10 protein-coding genes and 6 pseudogenes are annotated in these 14892 nt (G+C 45.7%); 11 read left to right on the top strand and 5 right to left on the bottom strand.

Annotation, left to right across the window (positions count from 1 at the left end; all coding sequences use genetic code 11):
* Positions 1-110 precede the first annotated feature (110 nt).
* The 6 genes and pseudogenes from UA76_RS00080 (at position 111) to UA76_RS00055 (ending at position 6330) form a co-directional block, all read left to right on the top strand.
* Positions 111-725 carry a fumarylacetoacetate hydrolase family protein gene (locus tag UA76_RS00080; protein ID WP_047041983.1) on the top strand — a complete coding sequence of 205 codons (615 nt, stop codon included), beginning with the start codon at positions 111-113 and terminating at the stop codon, positions 723-725.
* Positions 726-847: 122 nt separating this feature from the next.
* Entirely contained in the window at positions 848-1567 is a 720-nt protein-coding gene (locus UA76_RS00075) for a DsbA family protein (protein ID WP_238322101.1), read from the top strand.
* Between the two features lie 376 nt (positions 1568-1943).
* On the top strand, positions 1944-3053 hold the full coding sequence (coxB, locus tag UA76_RS00070) for a cytochrome c oxidase subunit II (RefSeq protein WP_047041981.1): 1110 nt from the start codon (positions 1944-1946) through the stop codon (positions 3051-3053).
* A gap of 29 nt (positions 3054-3082) precedes the next feature.
* A pseudogene (gene ctaD / locus UA76_RS00065) lies at positions 3083-4743 on the top strand (cytochrome c oxidase subunit I).
* Positions 4744-4752: 9 nt separating this feature from the next.
* Positions 4753-5408 (top strand): annotated as a pseudogene (locus UA76_RS00060) (cytochrome c oxidase assembly protein).
* Positions 5409-5449: 41 nt separating this feature from the next.
* Positions 5450-6330 (top strand): annotated as a pseudogene (locus tag UA76_RS00055) (cytochrome c oxidase subunit 3).
* A 67-nt stretch (positions 6331-6397) separates the two neighbouring features.
* On the opposite strand, the gene UA76_RS00050 reads toward UA76_RS00055, so the two are convergent.
* Positions 6398-6622 (bottom strand): DUF2909 family protein, encoded by a 225-nt coding sequence (locus tag UA76_RS00050; RefSeq protein WP_047041980.1) that lies wholly within the window; start codon positions 6620-6622, stop codon positions 6398-6400.
* On the opposite strand from UA76_RS00050, the gene UA76_RS00045 reads away from it, so the two are divergent.
* The 4 genes and pseudogenes from UA76_RS00045 (at position 6573) to cyoE (ending at position 9953) form a co-directional block, all read left to right on the top strand.
* Positions 6573-7403 (top strand): SURF1 family protein, encoded by an 831-nt coding sequence (locus tag UA76_RS00045; RefSeq protein ID WP_272945988.1) that lies wholly within the window; start codon positions 6573-6575, stop codon positions 7401-7403. The genes UA76_RS00050 and UA76_RS00045 overlap by 50 nt on opposite strands.
* Positions 7400-7987: a hypothetical protein gene (locus UA76_RS00040; protein WP_047041975.1), complete on the top strand. Its 588-nt coding sequence runs from the start codon at positions 7400-7402 to the stop codon at positions 7985-7987. Before UA76_RS00045 ends, UA76_RS00040 begins: the two co-directional genes overlap by 4 nt.
* A gap of 56 nt (positions 7988-8043) precedes the next feature.
* A pseudogene (locus UA76_RS00035) lies at positions 8044-9062 on the top strand (COX15/CtaA family protein).
* Positions 9055-9953 (top strand): annotated as a pseudogene (cyoE, locus tag UA76_RS00030) (heme o synthase). The pseudogenes UA76_RS00035 and cyoE overlap by 8 nt, the downstream one beginning before the upstream one ends.
* 89 nt (positions 9954-10042) lie before the next feature.
* Here the strand turns inward: cyoE and UA76_RS00025 are convergent.
* The 4 genes and pseudogenes from UA76_RS00025 to UA76_RS00010 form a co-directional block, all read right to left on the bottom strand.
* On the bottom strand, positions 10043-10960 hold the full coding sequence (locus UA76_RS00025) for an amino acid ABC transporter permease (protein WP_084705438.1): 918 nt from the start codon (positions 10958-10960) through the stop codon (positions 10043-10045).
* Between the two features lie 89 nt (positions 10961-11049).
* Positions 11050-11887 (bottom strand): annotated as a pseudogene (locus tag UA76_RS00020) (transporter substrate-binding domain-containing protein).
* 46 nt (positions 11888-11933) lie between these two features.
* Positions 11934-12779: an amino acid ABC transporter permease gene (locus UA76_RS00015; protein ID WP_047041973.1), complete on the bottom strand. Its 846-nt coding sequence runs from the start codon at positions 12777-12779 to the stop codon at positions 11934-11936.
* Positions 12779-13492: an amino acid ABC transporter ATP-binding protein gene (locus tag UA76_RS00010; RefSeq protein WP_047041972.1), complete on the bottom strand. Its 714-nt coding sequence runs from the start codon at positions 13490-13492 to the stop codon at positions 12779-12781. Before UA76_RS00010 ends, UA76_RS00015 begins: the two co-directional genes overlap by 1 nt.
* 300 nt (positions 13493-13792) lie before the next feature.
* On the opposite strand from UA76_RS00010, the gene aroG reads away from it, so the two are divergent.
* A complete protein-coding gene (aroG, locus tag UA76_RS00005) occupies positions 13793-14848 on the top strand; it encodes a 3-deoxy-7-phosphoheptulonate synthase AroG (RefSeq protein ID WP_047041969.1) in 1056 nt (351 codons plus the stop codon).
* Positions 14849-14892: the final 44 nt, after the last annotated feature.

Here is a 14892-nt window from a genome sequence, read left to right as displayed (position 1 = left end):
AGATCTGATTTTCGCAATAAAGTGCTTTTAGTTAGGTTAATCGGTAAACACTTTGCATTACACTATGCGCCTTGTTTTTGAATCATGTTGATGAAGATAAAGGATCGGATATGCGTACCATTAGACTGGGTGACGAGCTCATAGCACCATCAAAAATTGTTTGTGTTGGGCGAAATTACCTAGAGCATATTCAGGAACTTAATAATGCTGTTCCAGAGCAAATGGTGTTATTCAACAAAACCAATGCGAGCCTTTCTGAACGCCTGACTTCTTTCCATCAAGAGCCTTTGCATTACGAAGCGGAAATTTGTTTTGTGGTGAAACATAATCAGCTTTATGCCGTGGGAATTGGATTAGATCTGACCAAGCGTGAATTGCAGTCAAAACTTAAGAACCAAGGTTTACCGTGGGAAAGGGCGAAAAGTTTTGAAGGCGCTGCGGTTATGAGCCGATTTATTGCTCTTGATGGTATCGACATTAAGCAACTGCAAGTTGAGCTCTACATCAACTGTGTCCGAGTTCAATGCGGCGCAGTTACACAAATGATCTATTCACCAGAAACCATCTTAGATGAAGTGAGCAGCTACACACCACTTGAAGATGGCGATGTCTTGATGACGGGCACACCCAAGGGAGTCGGTGAGGTACACCAAGGCGATATCTTTCTGGGCCGTTTAAAGTACGGTGACAAAACCTTAATTGAAATTGAGTGGGTTGCTGAGTGATTTTTACCACTTTAATCAATAAAAACTAATTTCATCCAATTTTTATGGTTGTTCTGAATGTAACCCCTTAGACTTCGGGTCTGTTTACTCGTGGTTAATTTGATTGAATGAAAGAGAAACTGATGAAGAAAAATGTAATGTCTCTGACTCTGATGGCAATGTTTGCTGCCACGCCATTGTTTAGCCCTGCTGTATTGGCAGACAACACTGATGATCAAATCGAAGAGATTGTTTCGATTTTGAAGAGTCACCCAGAAATCGTGGGGACTTTACACGAAAGCCTAAATGGTTATGTTGTGCAACAGAAGCAGTTCAAGAAAGCCCTGGTGGAGTTGGATTCGTATATCACCAGTTCGGTTCACCCTGTTATGGGAAATGACGAACCTGAATTGACCATCGTCAATGTGACAGATTACAACTGCCCGTACTGCAAAAAGTTAGAGCCGGAGTTAGAAAAACTGGTTTCTAATTACCCTCAAGTCAAAGTGGTAAACTTCTTTACGCCGCTAAAGGAGCTTATGCAAGGGACTGATTCCAACACCGCAGCCTATGCGCTGAAGGTTTGGCAGGATCAGCCTGAAAAATACAAGGAAGTGCATGACCTGTTGGTTGCGAATCGCACTATGCATAACGAGGATACGTTAAAAGCGGTGGCAGAAAAAACGCAGACAGTTAAACAACTTGAAGAAAGTGGTTCTATGATGGATGTGGTTGATAAGAACTACCGCTTATTCACTGAGCTGGGCTTAAGAGGTACGCCAGCAATGATCATGGGCGATCAAGTGGTTCCTGGTTATCTCCCATACGATAAGCTCGAGCAGATCGTTCAGCAACAACTATAAGAGCAATTAAGAAGTGGGTCTAACCCACTTCTTTTACATTTGTGCGACGTTTCTTCAGCTCGTACCAACTTTTTCCTCTCTATCCAACCTTCCTCAAAAAACAGCCATCGCTTGCTTTTAATTGCAGTGCCCCTAGTGACCAGAGTAGTACTTTTTTATTTTGGTTTAGCACTTTCTTGCGCTATTTAGAAACATTAACTAACGTTTATTAACATAAATATAACATTAATTTAGGCTCATTTTACGCCCTAAAGCGGCCTATGAGCACTAATCGATCGACCAGTAAATCCAAGAGCATTATGGAAGGTGCTCGATACTGAGGAGAGCTCGTGTGAGAAAGCTAAAGGCAAAGATCTGGCTCTGGTTGAGCTTTATAATGGGTTGCCTTACTACCCCTGCATACTCTGCTGAAGAAGCGCAGACTTTCAACCTAACCAGAGGCGTCACTCAGATCAGTGAGCAAGTGTACGAGCTGCACATGCTGATTTTTTATATCTGCTGTGTCATTGCTCTAGTCGTTTTTGGCGTGATGTTCTATTCGATCATCAAACACCGAAAATCTAAGGGAGCGGTTGCTGCCCATTTCCACGAAAGTACTAAAGTAGAGATCATTTGGACGGTCATCCCCGTTCTAATCTTGATCGGTATGGCTATACCTGCCACCACAACCCTAATGGCGATGGAAGATACCTCCGAGTCAGATCTGACGGTAAAAATTACAGGTTCACAATGGAAGTGGCACTACAGTTATTTTGGCGAAGAGGTTGAGTTCTTCAGCCTAATGTCAACGTCCCAAAAACAGATCGATGGCATCGATGAAAAAGGGGCGCACTATCTATTGGAAGTGGATAACCCTTTGGTCCTGCCAATTAACCGCAAAGTACGATTCTTGATGACTTCTGATGATGTTATCCACTCGTGGTGGGTTCCTGCTTTTGCCGTGAAAAAAGACACCATTCCGGGCTTCATTAACGAAGCTTGGACTCGAATCGATAAACCTGGTGTCTATCGCGGTCAGTGTGCCGAGCTTTGTGGCCAAGCCCATGGCTTCATGCCGATTGTAGTGCATGCCATGGAAGAAGAAGAGTATGACCAGTGGTTAGCAAACAAAAAACTTGAAATCGCTGAAGAGAAAAAAGCCGCGCAACTGGCTCTTGAAAGCTCGATGACAATGGATGATTTGATGCCAATGGGTGAAAAAATCTACGTAGAGCGTTGTGCTGTCTGTCACCAAGCCAATGGTGAGGGCTTGGCTGGGGCGTTCCCTGCGATCAAAGGCAGCGCTATTGCGTTGGGCCCGTTGGATGACCATCTGGATATTATTGTAAATGGCCGATCAGGAACGGCGATGCAAGCATTTGCCAACCAGTTGAGCGATAAAGAAATAGCTGCAGTCGTGACCTATCAGCGAAATGCTTGGGGTAACGATACTGGTGATGTGGTTCAAGCATCGGATGTGAATGCCTTCAAAGAACAAGGGCAGTAGTCCACTAAGGAACAGTCCAAGGAGTGACAATGAAAACGTCCACACCCAACTCGTCCGTACATAAACAAGTGAAGTCATCGGCGGTGAATGAAGCGCAATCGGTCAGTACTAACTCTGTTGCGATTGAAGCGGATGATCATCACCATCACGGCGCTCCCTCAGGTATCGGCCGTTGGCTCTATTCGACAAACCACAAAGACATAGGAACGCTTTATTTGTGGTTTAGCTTTGCGATGTTTTTAACCGGCGGTGCGATGGCGATGATCATTCGTGCAGAGCTTTTCCAACCCGGTTTACAACTCGTCGAGCCTAATTTCTTTAACCAAATGACCACGGTACACGGTTTGATCATGGTGTTTGGTGCCGTAATGCCAGCCTTTACAGGCCTTGCTAACTGGATGATTCCGATGATGATTGGTGCACCAGACATGGCCTTACCGCGAATGAATAACTTGAGCTTTTGGATCTTACCCTTCGCGTTTTTGATCCTTATCGCTTCTTTGTTCACGGAAGGCGGCGGCCCTAACTTTGGTTGGACATTCTACGCGCCGCTCTCAACGACATACGGACCGGATAGTACCGCTTTGTTTGTGTTCTCCGTTCACATCATGGGTATCAGCTCGATCATGGGGCGATTAACGTCATCGTGACGATTGTAAACATGCGTGCACCGGGAATGACATGGTTCAAGATGCCGCTGTTTGTTTGGACATGGTTAATCACTGCGTTTCTGCTTATTGCGGTGATGCCCGTGCTTGCCGGGGCGGTGACCATGGTGCTTACCGATAAGTACTTCGGAACCAGCTTCTTTGACGCTGCTGGTGGCGGTGATCCAGTGATGTTCCAACACATTTTCTGGTTCTTTGGGCACCCAGAAGTTTACATCATGATACTGCCTTCATTTGGTATCGTTTCTGCCATTATTCCTACGTTCTCTGGTAAGAGACTGTTTGGTTATCACTCCATGGTTTACGCCACTTGTAGTATCGCTTTCCTCTCATTCTTTGTTTGGGCGCACCACATGTTTACCACCGGAATGCCCGTGTTTGCTGAACTCTTCTTTATGTATTGCACGATGTTGATAGCGGTGCCGACAGGGGTGAAAGTGTTTAACTGGGTAGCAACGATGTGGCGAGGGGCATTAACGTTCGAGACGCCAATGCTGTTCTCAATTGCCTTTATCGTACTGTTCACTATTGGTGGATTTTCTGGCTTGATGCTGGCGATTGCGCCAGCGGATTTCCAATATCATGACACCTACTTTGTGGTAGCGCACTTCCACTATGTATTGGTATCGGGAGCGGTCTTCTCGATTATGGCCGCGGCTTACTACTGGCTACCTAAATGGACGGGGCACATGTACGACGAGAAGTTGAGTTTATGGCACTTCTGGACGTCGGTGGTTTCGGTCAATATTTTGTTCTTCCCTATGCACTTTCTAGGTTTGGCGGGTATGCCACGACGCATTCCCGACTACGCTATCCAGTTCGCTGACGTGAACCAAATTGTGTCGATAGGCGGCTTCGCGTTTGGTTTGTCGCAGTTGATCTTCTTGTGGGTGGTTATCAAATGTGCTCGTGGCGGTGAAAAAGCCAAAGCGAAACCTTGGGATCGAGCAGAAGGTCTTGAGTGGACGGTTCCAAGCCCAGCACCGCACCATACGTTCGAAACACCGCCAAAAGTGGACTAGGGGATTCCTATGGAAAACCAAAATCAAACGCAGAAATCGCACAAAAAACTCACGCTCAAGTTAGTGGGTGCAGTGGTGGCTATGTTTGGCTTTGGTTTTGCGCTTGTTCCTTTATACGACATCATGTGTGATGCCTTGGGTATAAATGGCAAAACCAATACTGCGTCGGCCGTTCAGCCCGTGGGTATGGTCGCAGACATTAGCCGAACGGTGCGGGTTGAATTTATGGCTCATATCAATAAAGGCATGCCTTGGTCGTTCACACCAGAAGTGACAGTGATGGAAGTCCACCCCGGAGAAGTGATTCAAACCCATTATGTCGCCATGAACAAAGCGTCTTCCGATTTGGTGGGGCAGGCAGTGCCATCGGTCTCTCCGGCTTAGGTGCCAACTACTTCAATAAAATCGAGTGCTTTTGTTTTAACCAGCAGCCACTTGCGGCCAATGGACAAGCTCAGATGCCGCTGATCTTTTACATAGAGCCAGATATTCCTGACTCCATTCATACGCTAACCCTCTCTTACACCCTCTACAATATAACGGATTCGGTCGAGACTACTCAGGCCACGGGTGAAGGCAAGGTGGTAGCAGCATTACTTTCAACTGCAGATCCCTTTACTACAAAGCAATCAGGTAAAGAGCAAGACGAGGTTCGTTCACAATAGAGCGATGCTCTCACGGAGTGATTGAATAAGGAAACAATACCATGAGTTCAAAGCACGAAACCTATTACGTACCTGCCCACAGTAGTTGGCCTTTAGTGGGCGCTATTGCCCTGTTCCTTGTTGCCGTGGGGCGGGGCTGACGGTTCAAAGCACCCAAACGGATGGTGGCGGCGTGTTTGGTAAAGTGGTGCTGTTTATTGGCTTTGCTGTGCTGCTGTTTATGTTGGCAGGCTGGTTTAGCAACGTTGTGTCAGAATCTATGTCAGGGCTCTATTCTGCGCAAATTGCTCGGTCATTCAAGCAGGGCATGAGCTGGTTTATCTTCTCTGAAGTGATGTTCTTTGGTGCTTTGTTCGGGGCGCTATTTTACGCTCGAATGCTTTCTATACCTTGGCTTGGCGGCGCAGACAATAACGCGATGACCCATGAGGTTCTTTGGCCAACGTTTGAAGCGATGTGGCCTTTGACAACAACGCCAGATGGCACGACAACCCAAAGCATGCCTTGGCAAGGTATTCCGCTCACCAACACCATTTTGTTGCTGCTTTCATCTATTACTTTGCATATGGCGCACGTCAGCTTGGAAAAAGATCGCCGTATGGCACTCATCGTTTGGTTAGAAATCACGATTGTTCTGGCTGGATTCTTCCTTTATTACCAAGGGGTTGAATATGCGCACGCTTATGCAGACCTTGGGTTAACTTTCCAATCAGGTATTTATGGCAACACCTTTTTCTTACTGACAGGATTCCATGGCCTACATGTATTGCTTGGTACCATCTTCTTACTGGTGTTGCTGTTTAGAATTGCCAAAGACCATTTCACTCCAAAGGATCACTTCGCTTTTCAAGCGGGAAGCTGGTATTGGCACTTTGTAGACGTGGTGTGGCTGTGTCTATTCGTGTTTGTTTACGTCCTCTAAACATCGCTTTTTGAATTTGCTTTGGGAGCGTCGAGTGAGTAGAGGAACTGAAAACAAAACGAGGGTGTTAATAAGGCCGTGGGTTGGGTTCAATCCAGCCCAGCAAAAGTGCTGAGATTAATAGAATGATGATCGCCGTGGAGATGACGAGTCGTCGACCTAAATAAAAGCTCATCGGTTTGGTAGATGTACTCTCTTGAGGTTCTCTAACCATTTGAAATAGTGCAAAACCTAGGTTGACGATGACGAAAAGTAGTAATAGGACTAGCGCAATTTTGAATAGTAATGTCATGCAATCCTCACAATATCCTTTTGTTCGTTCTGGCCGTTTTTGGCTGGGGTTAACTCTAACTGTGGGATTGTTTTGTCTATTGGTCAAATTGGGTTTTTGGCAGATGTCACGGGGTGAAGAAAAACAGTTGTTCGAAGAGCAACTACTAAAGCAACAGTCAGTGATATTTGAGGGTATGGATGCTTTGCTTGAGTCTTTTTCATCACGCGGCATTGATGTTAGCCAGAATAACGCGCTGTCACCGATTACAGGCACGCGCATAGAGATGGATGTAGTACCGATTGCGGGGCAGTACCTGCTACTTGATAACCAAACATACCAGGGGAAAGTGGGCTATTTGGCCTACCAGTTGGTGAAGTCGCAAGGTCACTACGTTTTGCTAGAACGTGGCTTTGTCAATGCCAAAAGTAGTCGTGACGTGTTACCTATGGTGGATTGGCTAGTGGATCCAATTCGATTAGTGGGTCGAGTGTATCAAAAGGGCAGTAACCCTTTGAGCCAAGAATTGAATCTTGAACTGACGTCGCCAAATCGGGTCCAGAACTTAAATTTACCGGAGTTAGGTGACGTATGGGGTGTAGAGCTACTCAACTTTGTTGTTCAACCTCAACTAGAAGGTTGGCCTTATCCTCAGCCTTGGCAGCCCGTCCCTTTGAGTTCGCAGAAGCACTTTGGATACGCAGTTCAGTGGTTTTCCATGGCAGCCGCATTGTTCGTTTTGAGTGGTTACGTGTTGTTTAGGCTAGTTAAACAGAGTCGTCGTGAAGGAGATAACAAATGAGTGAAGAGGTTAAAAACTCGGTTGAGTCTAGCAATGATCAAGAAGCGGTGAGAAAGAGCCGTATTAAGTTGCTGTCGCTGATTGCTTTGTTTGCTCTGCCTGCGATTTTGGCAAAGGTAATACTGATGAACAATTGGTACAACTCGGGGGTAACCAACAAAGGGGTACTGATTGAGCCTACTGCCAGTTATGACTCATTAGGAGCAGAGAACCCATTAGAAAACAAGAGTTGGCAGTTAGCGTATCTTGTTCCGGCTGAATGTGGCGATGTATGTCAGGCTCAAGTCGACATCATGCGTCAAAGCTATATCGCACTCGGCCGCTATCGCAATCGCGTTGAGCCAGTCCTACTAATGAGTAGCGATAGCGATAGCAGTATAGAACCACTGGAAGGCTTCATACAAATACCTGTATCCAAACAGTTTTTAACAGAATTATCACCGTCTGATTATGTGATCGTTGACCCGCGTGGTCAGTTAGTCATGCGCTACCCTGAAATAGAAGACACTGAAAACCTCTCGATTCAAAACAAAGGCTTATTGGCGGATTTGAGAAAGCTATTGAAGCTTTCCCGAGTGGGCTAAATCAGGCAGTGAATAACGAGATAAATGCAATATAAATCGATGAGCAAGGAACGCCTATGAAATTTATCGTATTGCTAAGAGTCACTTTGGTGATGACATTCGTAGTCATCATGCTTGGAGCTTATACCCGACTCGCCGATGCGGGCTTGGGTTGCCTGATTGGCCCGGTTGCTATGGACATTTGACTGTACCTACATCTGCAGAAGCCTTGGACAAGGCAAATATGCTGTATCCCGACTTATCCGTTGAAGCCGAAAAAGCTTGGCTTGAAATGATTCATCGCTACTTTGCTGGAGCGTTAGGCCTTCTGGTTTTTGCGATTTCATTTATTGGTATCAAGACCAAGCGAGTCCCGCTAACTTCGTCGGTGGCAGCAACAGCCATTGTTATTTTCCAAGCTTTGTTGGGTATGTGGACAGTCACGCTCAAACTGTGGCCTGTGGTTGTGATGGGCCACTTACTGGGCGGGTTCGCCCTGTTCAGTTGCTTGGCGATGATCTATTGGCAAGCTCAATTAGAACGAGACCCCATCGATCATTTGCAGATATCTCAATCTCTAAGGCCATGGGCGGCGTTGACCCTCGTTGTTGTTGTACTGCAAATTGCTCTGGGAGGATGGACGTCCTCAAACTATGCAGCTCTCATGTGTACAAGCTTACCTATCTGTGAAGGCGACTGGATGAGCCACCTAGACTTTGCCAATGCCTTTAAATTGATCCACCCGGGCTTTGATAACTACGAATTTGGAATTCTAGATTATGGCCCACGAATGACGATTCATGTCGCACATCGTATCGGCGCGATTGTGACAGCCTTGGTTGTTGCTGTATTCGTATTTCGTTGCCTCGCTGGCTCGGAGCGTGCACTGAATCGAACGGGCTGGATTATGTTTTTACTGCTTCTAATTCAAATTGGATTAGGGGTCAGTAATGTTTTATTTAGTCTACCAATTGGAGTTGCTGTTGCGCATAACTTAGGTGCTGCGCTGCTGCTCTTATCTGTACTGCATGCCAATGTTCTGCTTTGGCAGCCAAACGAATACATTGAGCTAACGAAGGAGACGTTGCATGAGTAAGTCTGCTGTTATTGCGACGCCAAGGGAAGGGAAGTCCTCATGGCGTTTGTACCTGACATTAACCAAGCCGAAGGTGGTGGCTCTTATGCTACTGACTGCCTTGGTTGGTATGTGTCTAGCGATGCCGGGCGCTCTTCCTCCTATCCAAACAATAGCGGGATTGTCAGGCATTGCGTTAATGGCGGGTTCCGCTGCCGCGTTTAACCATCTAATCGATCGCCGAATTGATGCCATTATGGCGAGAACCTATAAACGTCCTTTGCCATCTGGAGATATCAATGCAGTGAGAGTTTTTGCATTCGCTCTCTTTATTGGTGCTGTCGGGTTTACTATATTAATGCTCTGGACAAATTCGCTAACCGCGTGGTTAACTTTGGCAAGTCTTTTTGGTTACGCTGCGGTTTATACTTTGTATCTCAAACGGGCGACACCTCAGAATATTGTGATTGCAGGTATTGCAGGTGCGATGCCGCCTTTGTTGGGTTGGACAGCCGTAACGGGCGAACTTCATGCCAATGCTTGGCTGCTGGTGATGATAATCTTCATTTGGACGCCACCACACTTTTGGGCTCTGGCGATTCATCGTAAAGATGATTATGCGAAAGCCGACATACCAATGCTCCCCGTGACTCATGGTGTGAGCTATACAAAAACATCAATTCTGCTTTATACCGTGTTACTGAGCTTGGTGTGTTTGATGCCAGTATTGGTTGGCATGAGTGGTTTACTCTATTTAGCCGTTTCATCTTGTTTAAGCGCGGGGTTCATCGCTTCGGCTTGGAAGCTGAAGTTTAACGCAGATGAAAGCTCAGCGATGGACACATTTAAGTTTTCTATCTACACTTGATGCTCTTGTTTACCGCGCTTTTATTGGACCACTACTTCATCTAATGTCAGCATTTGAAACTACATTAAAACCCTACCGAAAAACGGTAGGGTTTTGTGTTTGGGGCTTTGCATGTAAGTGAGGCTGACTCTAATCAATCACTTTTCAAATGTCTCAAACTGCGTTTTTCAATTTTCTTGAAACCAAGGGAGAGCAGTAAGCAAAGCATCAGATAACAACCGCCAACAATTAGCCAAATTTCAAAAACTAGCCCAGATGAGTTAGCCATTTCGGTACCAACAAATGTCATCTCTTGAATGGATATTAACGATACGATGGACGTGTCTTTTATTAAGGATATTGCTTGGCCAGCAAGAGCCGGCGTAATCAAAGTCAGTACCTGTGGAGCAACAACGTAGCGATACTTAGTCCAAGTCGATAACCCCAAAGAATCAGCCGCTTCCCATTGCCCCTTAGGAACACTGTTTAAGCCCGAACGAATGACTTCTGCGACATATGCTGAAGAGAGCAGCCCTACGCATAGAACACCCGATAAGGTGTTTTCCCATAGTGAGGCAGGGCCAAAAAGCACCAGTTGGAAGCTATTGGGTTCTCCTGTGAATTCGCGAAGAACAGTTTGTAAACCAAGCAATGGAATCAGCTGATTAGAGATGAAAAAGTAAAAGATAAAAACGAATACCAGTGGTGGGATGTTGCGCACCAGCTGAACAAAAAGGTTAGCGGGTACACGCAGTATAGAGACAGAGGAAAAACGAGCGATACCCACAACTGTGCCAAGCCCAAGTGCGAGGACCATACCCCAAATGGACAATCGAACGGTAGCGATCAAGCCCTGTAAAAAGTAAGGAAGCGAACCGTCTGAACGTGCAGTAAAGATTAAATCAATGGCCTGTTGCCAGCGCCATTGGTAATTGATCCCATGAGCAGCACGGTAGTAGAGCCACACTCCCGCTATTACTAGGACGAGTAGCAGAATCAAATCAAGAGAGTTCAGTTTCCATTGCGTTTGAATGGCACCGTTAGATTGGCGAGGTGTTTTTGCTTTTATTATCTGCACTGAGCTTTTAATCTTTGTATTGATGATTTGAATGTGCAGCGGCTAGGAATGATGACCTAGCCGCACAGCTTTTAATTTAAGTATTACTGACCGGATGCGATTTGATCTTGCCAATCTAACGTCGAGAACCAGTATTCGTAGCGCTCTTTTAACCAACCGTCTTCGGTGCGAGCTTGAATCCACTCATTGAAGAAAGCAGCCTTATCCTCTTCACCTAAACGAACTGCGAAAGCCTCATTACCTTTCGACAAACGTTCTGTAAACGGAATGAATAGCTTATCATTGTTTTTCACTGCTTCGTGCTCAGGCTTCGGGCTAGAAGCGATAACCGCGTGAGCGTTGCCATTCAAAACTTCTTGGAAGGCTTGTGCATCGTCATCGAACTGAAGAATTTTCGCTTTAGGGAAGGTTTCACGCGCAACTTGAACCGTGAATGCGCCGCGCCTTGCTGCAATTTTTACTCGGCGAGAGTCAAAATCGCTAAGCTCCGAAAAGCCTTCTGCAAGTTCTTTGCTGGCTGCAACTTGAACACCTGAGTGTGAGTATGGCGAGGTGAATAGAACACTCTTCGAACGTTCTGGAGTTATCGACATACCACCGATAATAACATCAAATTTTTGAGCAAGTAGGGCTGGGATGATGCCATCCCACGCTGTTGGTACAAACTCGACTTTCCATCCTGAGTCTTCCGCGAGTCGTTTGGCAACGTCTATTTCAAAGCCAATTAAGTCACCTTGCTTGTCTCTCATCGCCCACGGGACAAAAGTCGACATGCCTACTTAGAGTGCCACGTTCATTGATCTTGTCTAAGTTTGGTGTTTCTGCCGCTAAACTACTGGTTGCAAAACTAAGGCTTAATACGCTGGCGAGCAGCGCTTTAAAGCTCGCGCGTTTCAGTAAATCCATTCCTAATCGCTTCATTCTATTCTCCGTGAAGTTCGTGTTATAAAGCCAATTCTGTTCGAGGTTATGTTGTAAGTTGTTTATATTTAGCTAATTTGTCGCGAAGCCCTGACGTTAAGCTGCGCCACTGAGATCCTAACTTGTGTTCCAGCCAAGCCGAGAAACCAGACAGTGATAAAGTCAGGAGCAAGTATATTCCGGCTACGGTGAACCAAATTTCAAAAGGCATTGCTGTTTCTGAGACAATATTTCTCCCTTCAGTCGTCAGGTCAAAAATCGCCATTACGCTGACAATAGAAGAGTTTTTAATCAATGACACTACTTCGTTAGTTAGCGGTGGCAACGTCTTTTGCAGAAGCTGAGGGATGATCACATCTTTATATGTATGAAATGGAGATAGGCCCAATGTTTTAGCGGCTTCAAACTGGCCTTTTGGAATACTATTGAGGCCACCACGAAAAATTTCAGCAGTGTATGCCCCCTGAAAGAGAGCGAGAGCTAACACTGCTGTTGAAAACCGATCGAGTCCAATGACAGGCCCAAATACAAAATAGAGCAAGTAGATCTGCACTAGCAGCGGAGTATTACGAATCAGTTCAATGTAGAGGGTGGCAATCGTTCGCCCAACGATAGAGTTTGAGCGCTTGAGCATAGCTGTCGTAAGGCCTATTGCCAGAGTGAAAAATAGGCTGATAGCTGAAATCTTGATAGTGACAATAAGGCCTTCAATCAGTTCAGCAGGCCACCACTCGCCATCCTCAAAAAAGAACAGATAGTCGGGGACTCGATGCCACTGCCATTGATAATTCATCGCTTTTGCACCCGAATCCAGCAGCAAAAACATCGCTAGCATAAGTAAGATGATTTGAAGTATGGCAGAGCCGACGGGCTTTAACGTTTTAATGATCATCAATGGGCCAATATTTGGTTTAGGAATTGTTGAGTCCGTGGGTGATTCGGCTCGTTGAACAATTGTTCGGGAGGCGCAACTTCGATGATCTCCCCCTCATCCATAAATATAACGCGATCGGCGACTTTACGAGCAAACCCCATTTCGTGCGTTACACACATCATGGTGATGCCGTCATTGGCAAGATCGATCATCACATCCAACACTTCGTGGATGGTCTCTGGATCCAGTGCAGAGGTGGGTTCGTCAAAAAGCAGAATCTCAGGCTCCATACAGAGTGAACGTGCAATGGCGACACGTTGTTGCTGACCTCCAGAGAGTTGCACAGGGTACTTGTCTGCTTGTTCCGCGATGTTGACTCGCTCTAGGTAATGACGAGCTCTGTCTTGCGCTTGGGTGCGAGATAGCTTGAGAGTTCGAATCGGCGCCAACGTTAAGTTTTCCATCACTGTAAGATGAGGAAAGAGGTTGAAGTGCTGAAAAACCATACCAATTGCCCCAGGAGCGGATGAAGGTTGCTCGTGAGAAATCTCAATGATGCCCTGAGAAATGGCTTCTAATTGATTCACAGTACGTATCAAAGTGGACTTCCCTGACCCAGATGGACCACAAATCACCACGATCTCCCCTTTTTTTACTGTGAGGTTGATCCTTTTTAGGGCGTGAAAATTTCCATACCATTTGTCTACGTTTTCGAATTTTATCGCATTCATACCAATTTAGAATATGGCGTTCGTGATGAGGTATACCATAGCAATATCAAAGGGATATTGCATCAAGTTCACAGTGGTTTTCATTAGGCTGTAAGAGCAAAAAATGAGGTGTAAATTATGTGTTACGCCTTGGTGTTATTCGAAAAATACAGTGATTATTGAATTTTGTTGAAATTAATGATTGAACTTCTCGTTTTTAGTCGATAAGTTACAGGGAAATAGGATGTAGATAGATGAACAAATTTGCAGCAAAAGGAGTTGCATATTGTTCAAAGCCAGATAAATAGGAAGAAGTAAGCAATGTTTCAAACTGATGATGTAAGAATTAACAAAGTAAAAGAGTTATTACCCCCAGTAGCGGTTTTAGAGAAGTTTCCTGCTACAGAAGTTGCTTCTTCTACCACTTTTCAAACTCGTAATGCGATCCACAATATCTTGGAAGACAAAGATGATCGCTTGCTAGTTATTATTGGTCCATGTTCAATTCATGATCCAGAAGCAGCATTAGAGTACGGTAAAAAGCTAAAAGTTCTACGTGACGAGCTTGGCGAAAACCTCGAAATCGTGATGCGCGTTTACTTTGAAAAACCGCGTACTACCGTAGGCTGGAAAGGTCTTATCAACGACCCATACCTAAACGATACGTTTAAACTTAACGACGGTCTTCGCATGGGACGTAAGCTCCTGCTTGACCTTACAGACATGGGAATGCCCACGGCGAGTGAGTTCCTAGACATGATCACACCGCAATACGTTGGCGACTTGATCAGCTGGGGTGCAATCGGTGCCCGTACCACTGAATCTCAGGTTCACCGCGAGCTAGCGTCGGGTCTATCGTGCCCAGTAGGCTTTAAAAATGGTACCGACGGCAACATCAAGATTGCGTCTGATGCGATTCGCTCAGCGGGTGCATCTCACCATTTCTTGTCAGTAACTAAATACGGTCACTCTGCAATTATCGAGACGGCGGGCAACCCAGATTGTCATATCATCCTTCGTGGTGGTAAAGAGCCGAACTACAGTGCACAGCACGTGGGTGCAATCAAGCAAGAGCTAGAAGCTTCTGGTTTGCCTCAAAAAGTGATGATCGACTTCAGCCACGCAAACAGCTCTAAGCAGTTCAAGCGTCAAATGAATGTGTGTGAAGACGTATCACAACAAATCGCTGGTGGTGAAGACGCTATCTTCGGTGTGATGATCGAATCTCACCTAGTTGAAGGTCGCCAAGATCTCGTTGACGGTTGTGCTCCAACTTATGGCCAATCAATTACTGATGCATGCATTGGCTGGCAAGATACTGAGCTTGTTCTTCGCGAACTCGCTTCAGCAGTCGCTAAGCGTCGCGCCGCTAAGTAATTCAGTTTGCTATATAGAGAAAGGCTCCGTTAAGGCTGTCTCTT

This window comes from Vibrio mexicanus, from assembly GCF_001012815.1.
Lineage (GTDB): Bacteria > Pseudomonadota > Gammaproteobacteria > Enterobacterales > Vibrionaceae > Vibrio > Vibrio mexicanus.
Note: the sequence above shows the minus strand (reverse complement) of the source record. Positions and strands in the feature narration are given on the sequence as shown.

Bases quoted from the DNA above. Each gene is read 5' to 3' on its own strand.
- UA76_RS00045 (WP_272945988.1), top strand. From the start codon at position 6,573: ATGACGAAAAGTAGTAATAGGACTAGCGCAATTTTGAATAGTAATGTC.
- UA76_RS00050 (WP_047041980.1), bottom strand. From the start codon at position 6,622: ATGACATTACTATTCAAAATTGCGCTAGTCCTATTACTACTTTTCGTC.
- UA76_RS00040 (WP_047041975.1), top strand. From the start codon at position 7,400: ATGAGTGAAGAGGTTAAAAACTCGGTTGAGTCTAGCAATGATCAAGAA.
- UA76_RS00075 (WP_238322101.1), top strand. From the start codon at position 848: ATGAAGAAAAATGTAATGTCTCTGACTCTGATGGCAATGTTTGCTGCC.
- aroG (WP_047041969.1), top strand. From the start codon at position 13,793: ATGTTTCAAACTGATGATGTAAGAATTAACAAAGTAAAAGAGTTATTA.
- UA76_RS00010 (WP_047041972.1), bottom strand. From the start codon at position 13,492: ATGAATGCGATAAAATTCGAAAACGTAGACAAATGGTATGGAAATTTT.
- UA76_RS00080 (WP_047041983.1), top strand. From the start codon at position 111: ATGCGTACCATTAGACTGGGTGACGAGCTCATAGCACCATCAAAAATT.
- UA76_RS00015 (WP_047041973.1), bottom strand. From the start codon at position 12,779: ATGATCATTAAAACGTTAAAGCCCGTCGGCTCTGCCATACTTCAAATC.
- coxB (WP_047041981.1), top strand. From the start codon at position 1,944: ATGGGTTGCCTTACTACCCCTGCATACTCTGCTGAAGAAGCGCAGACT.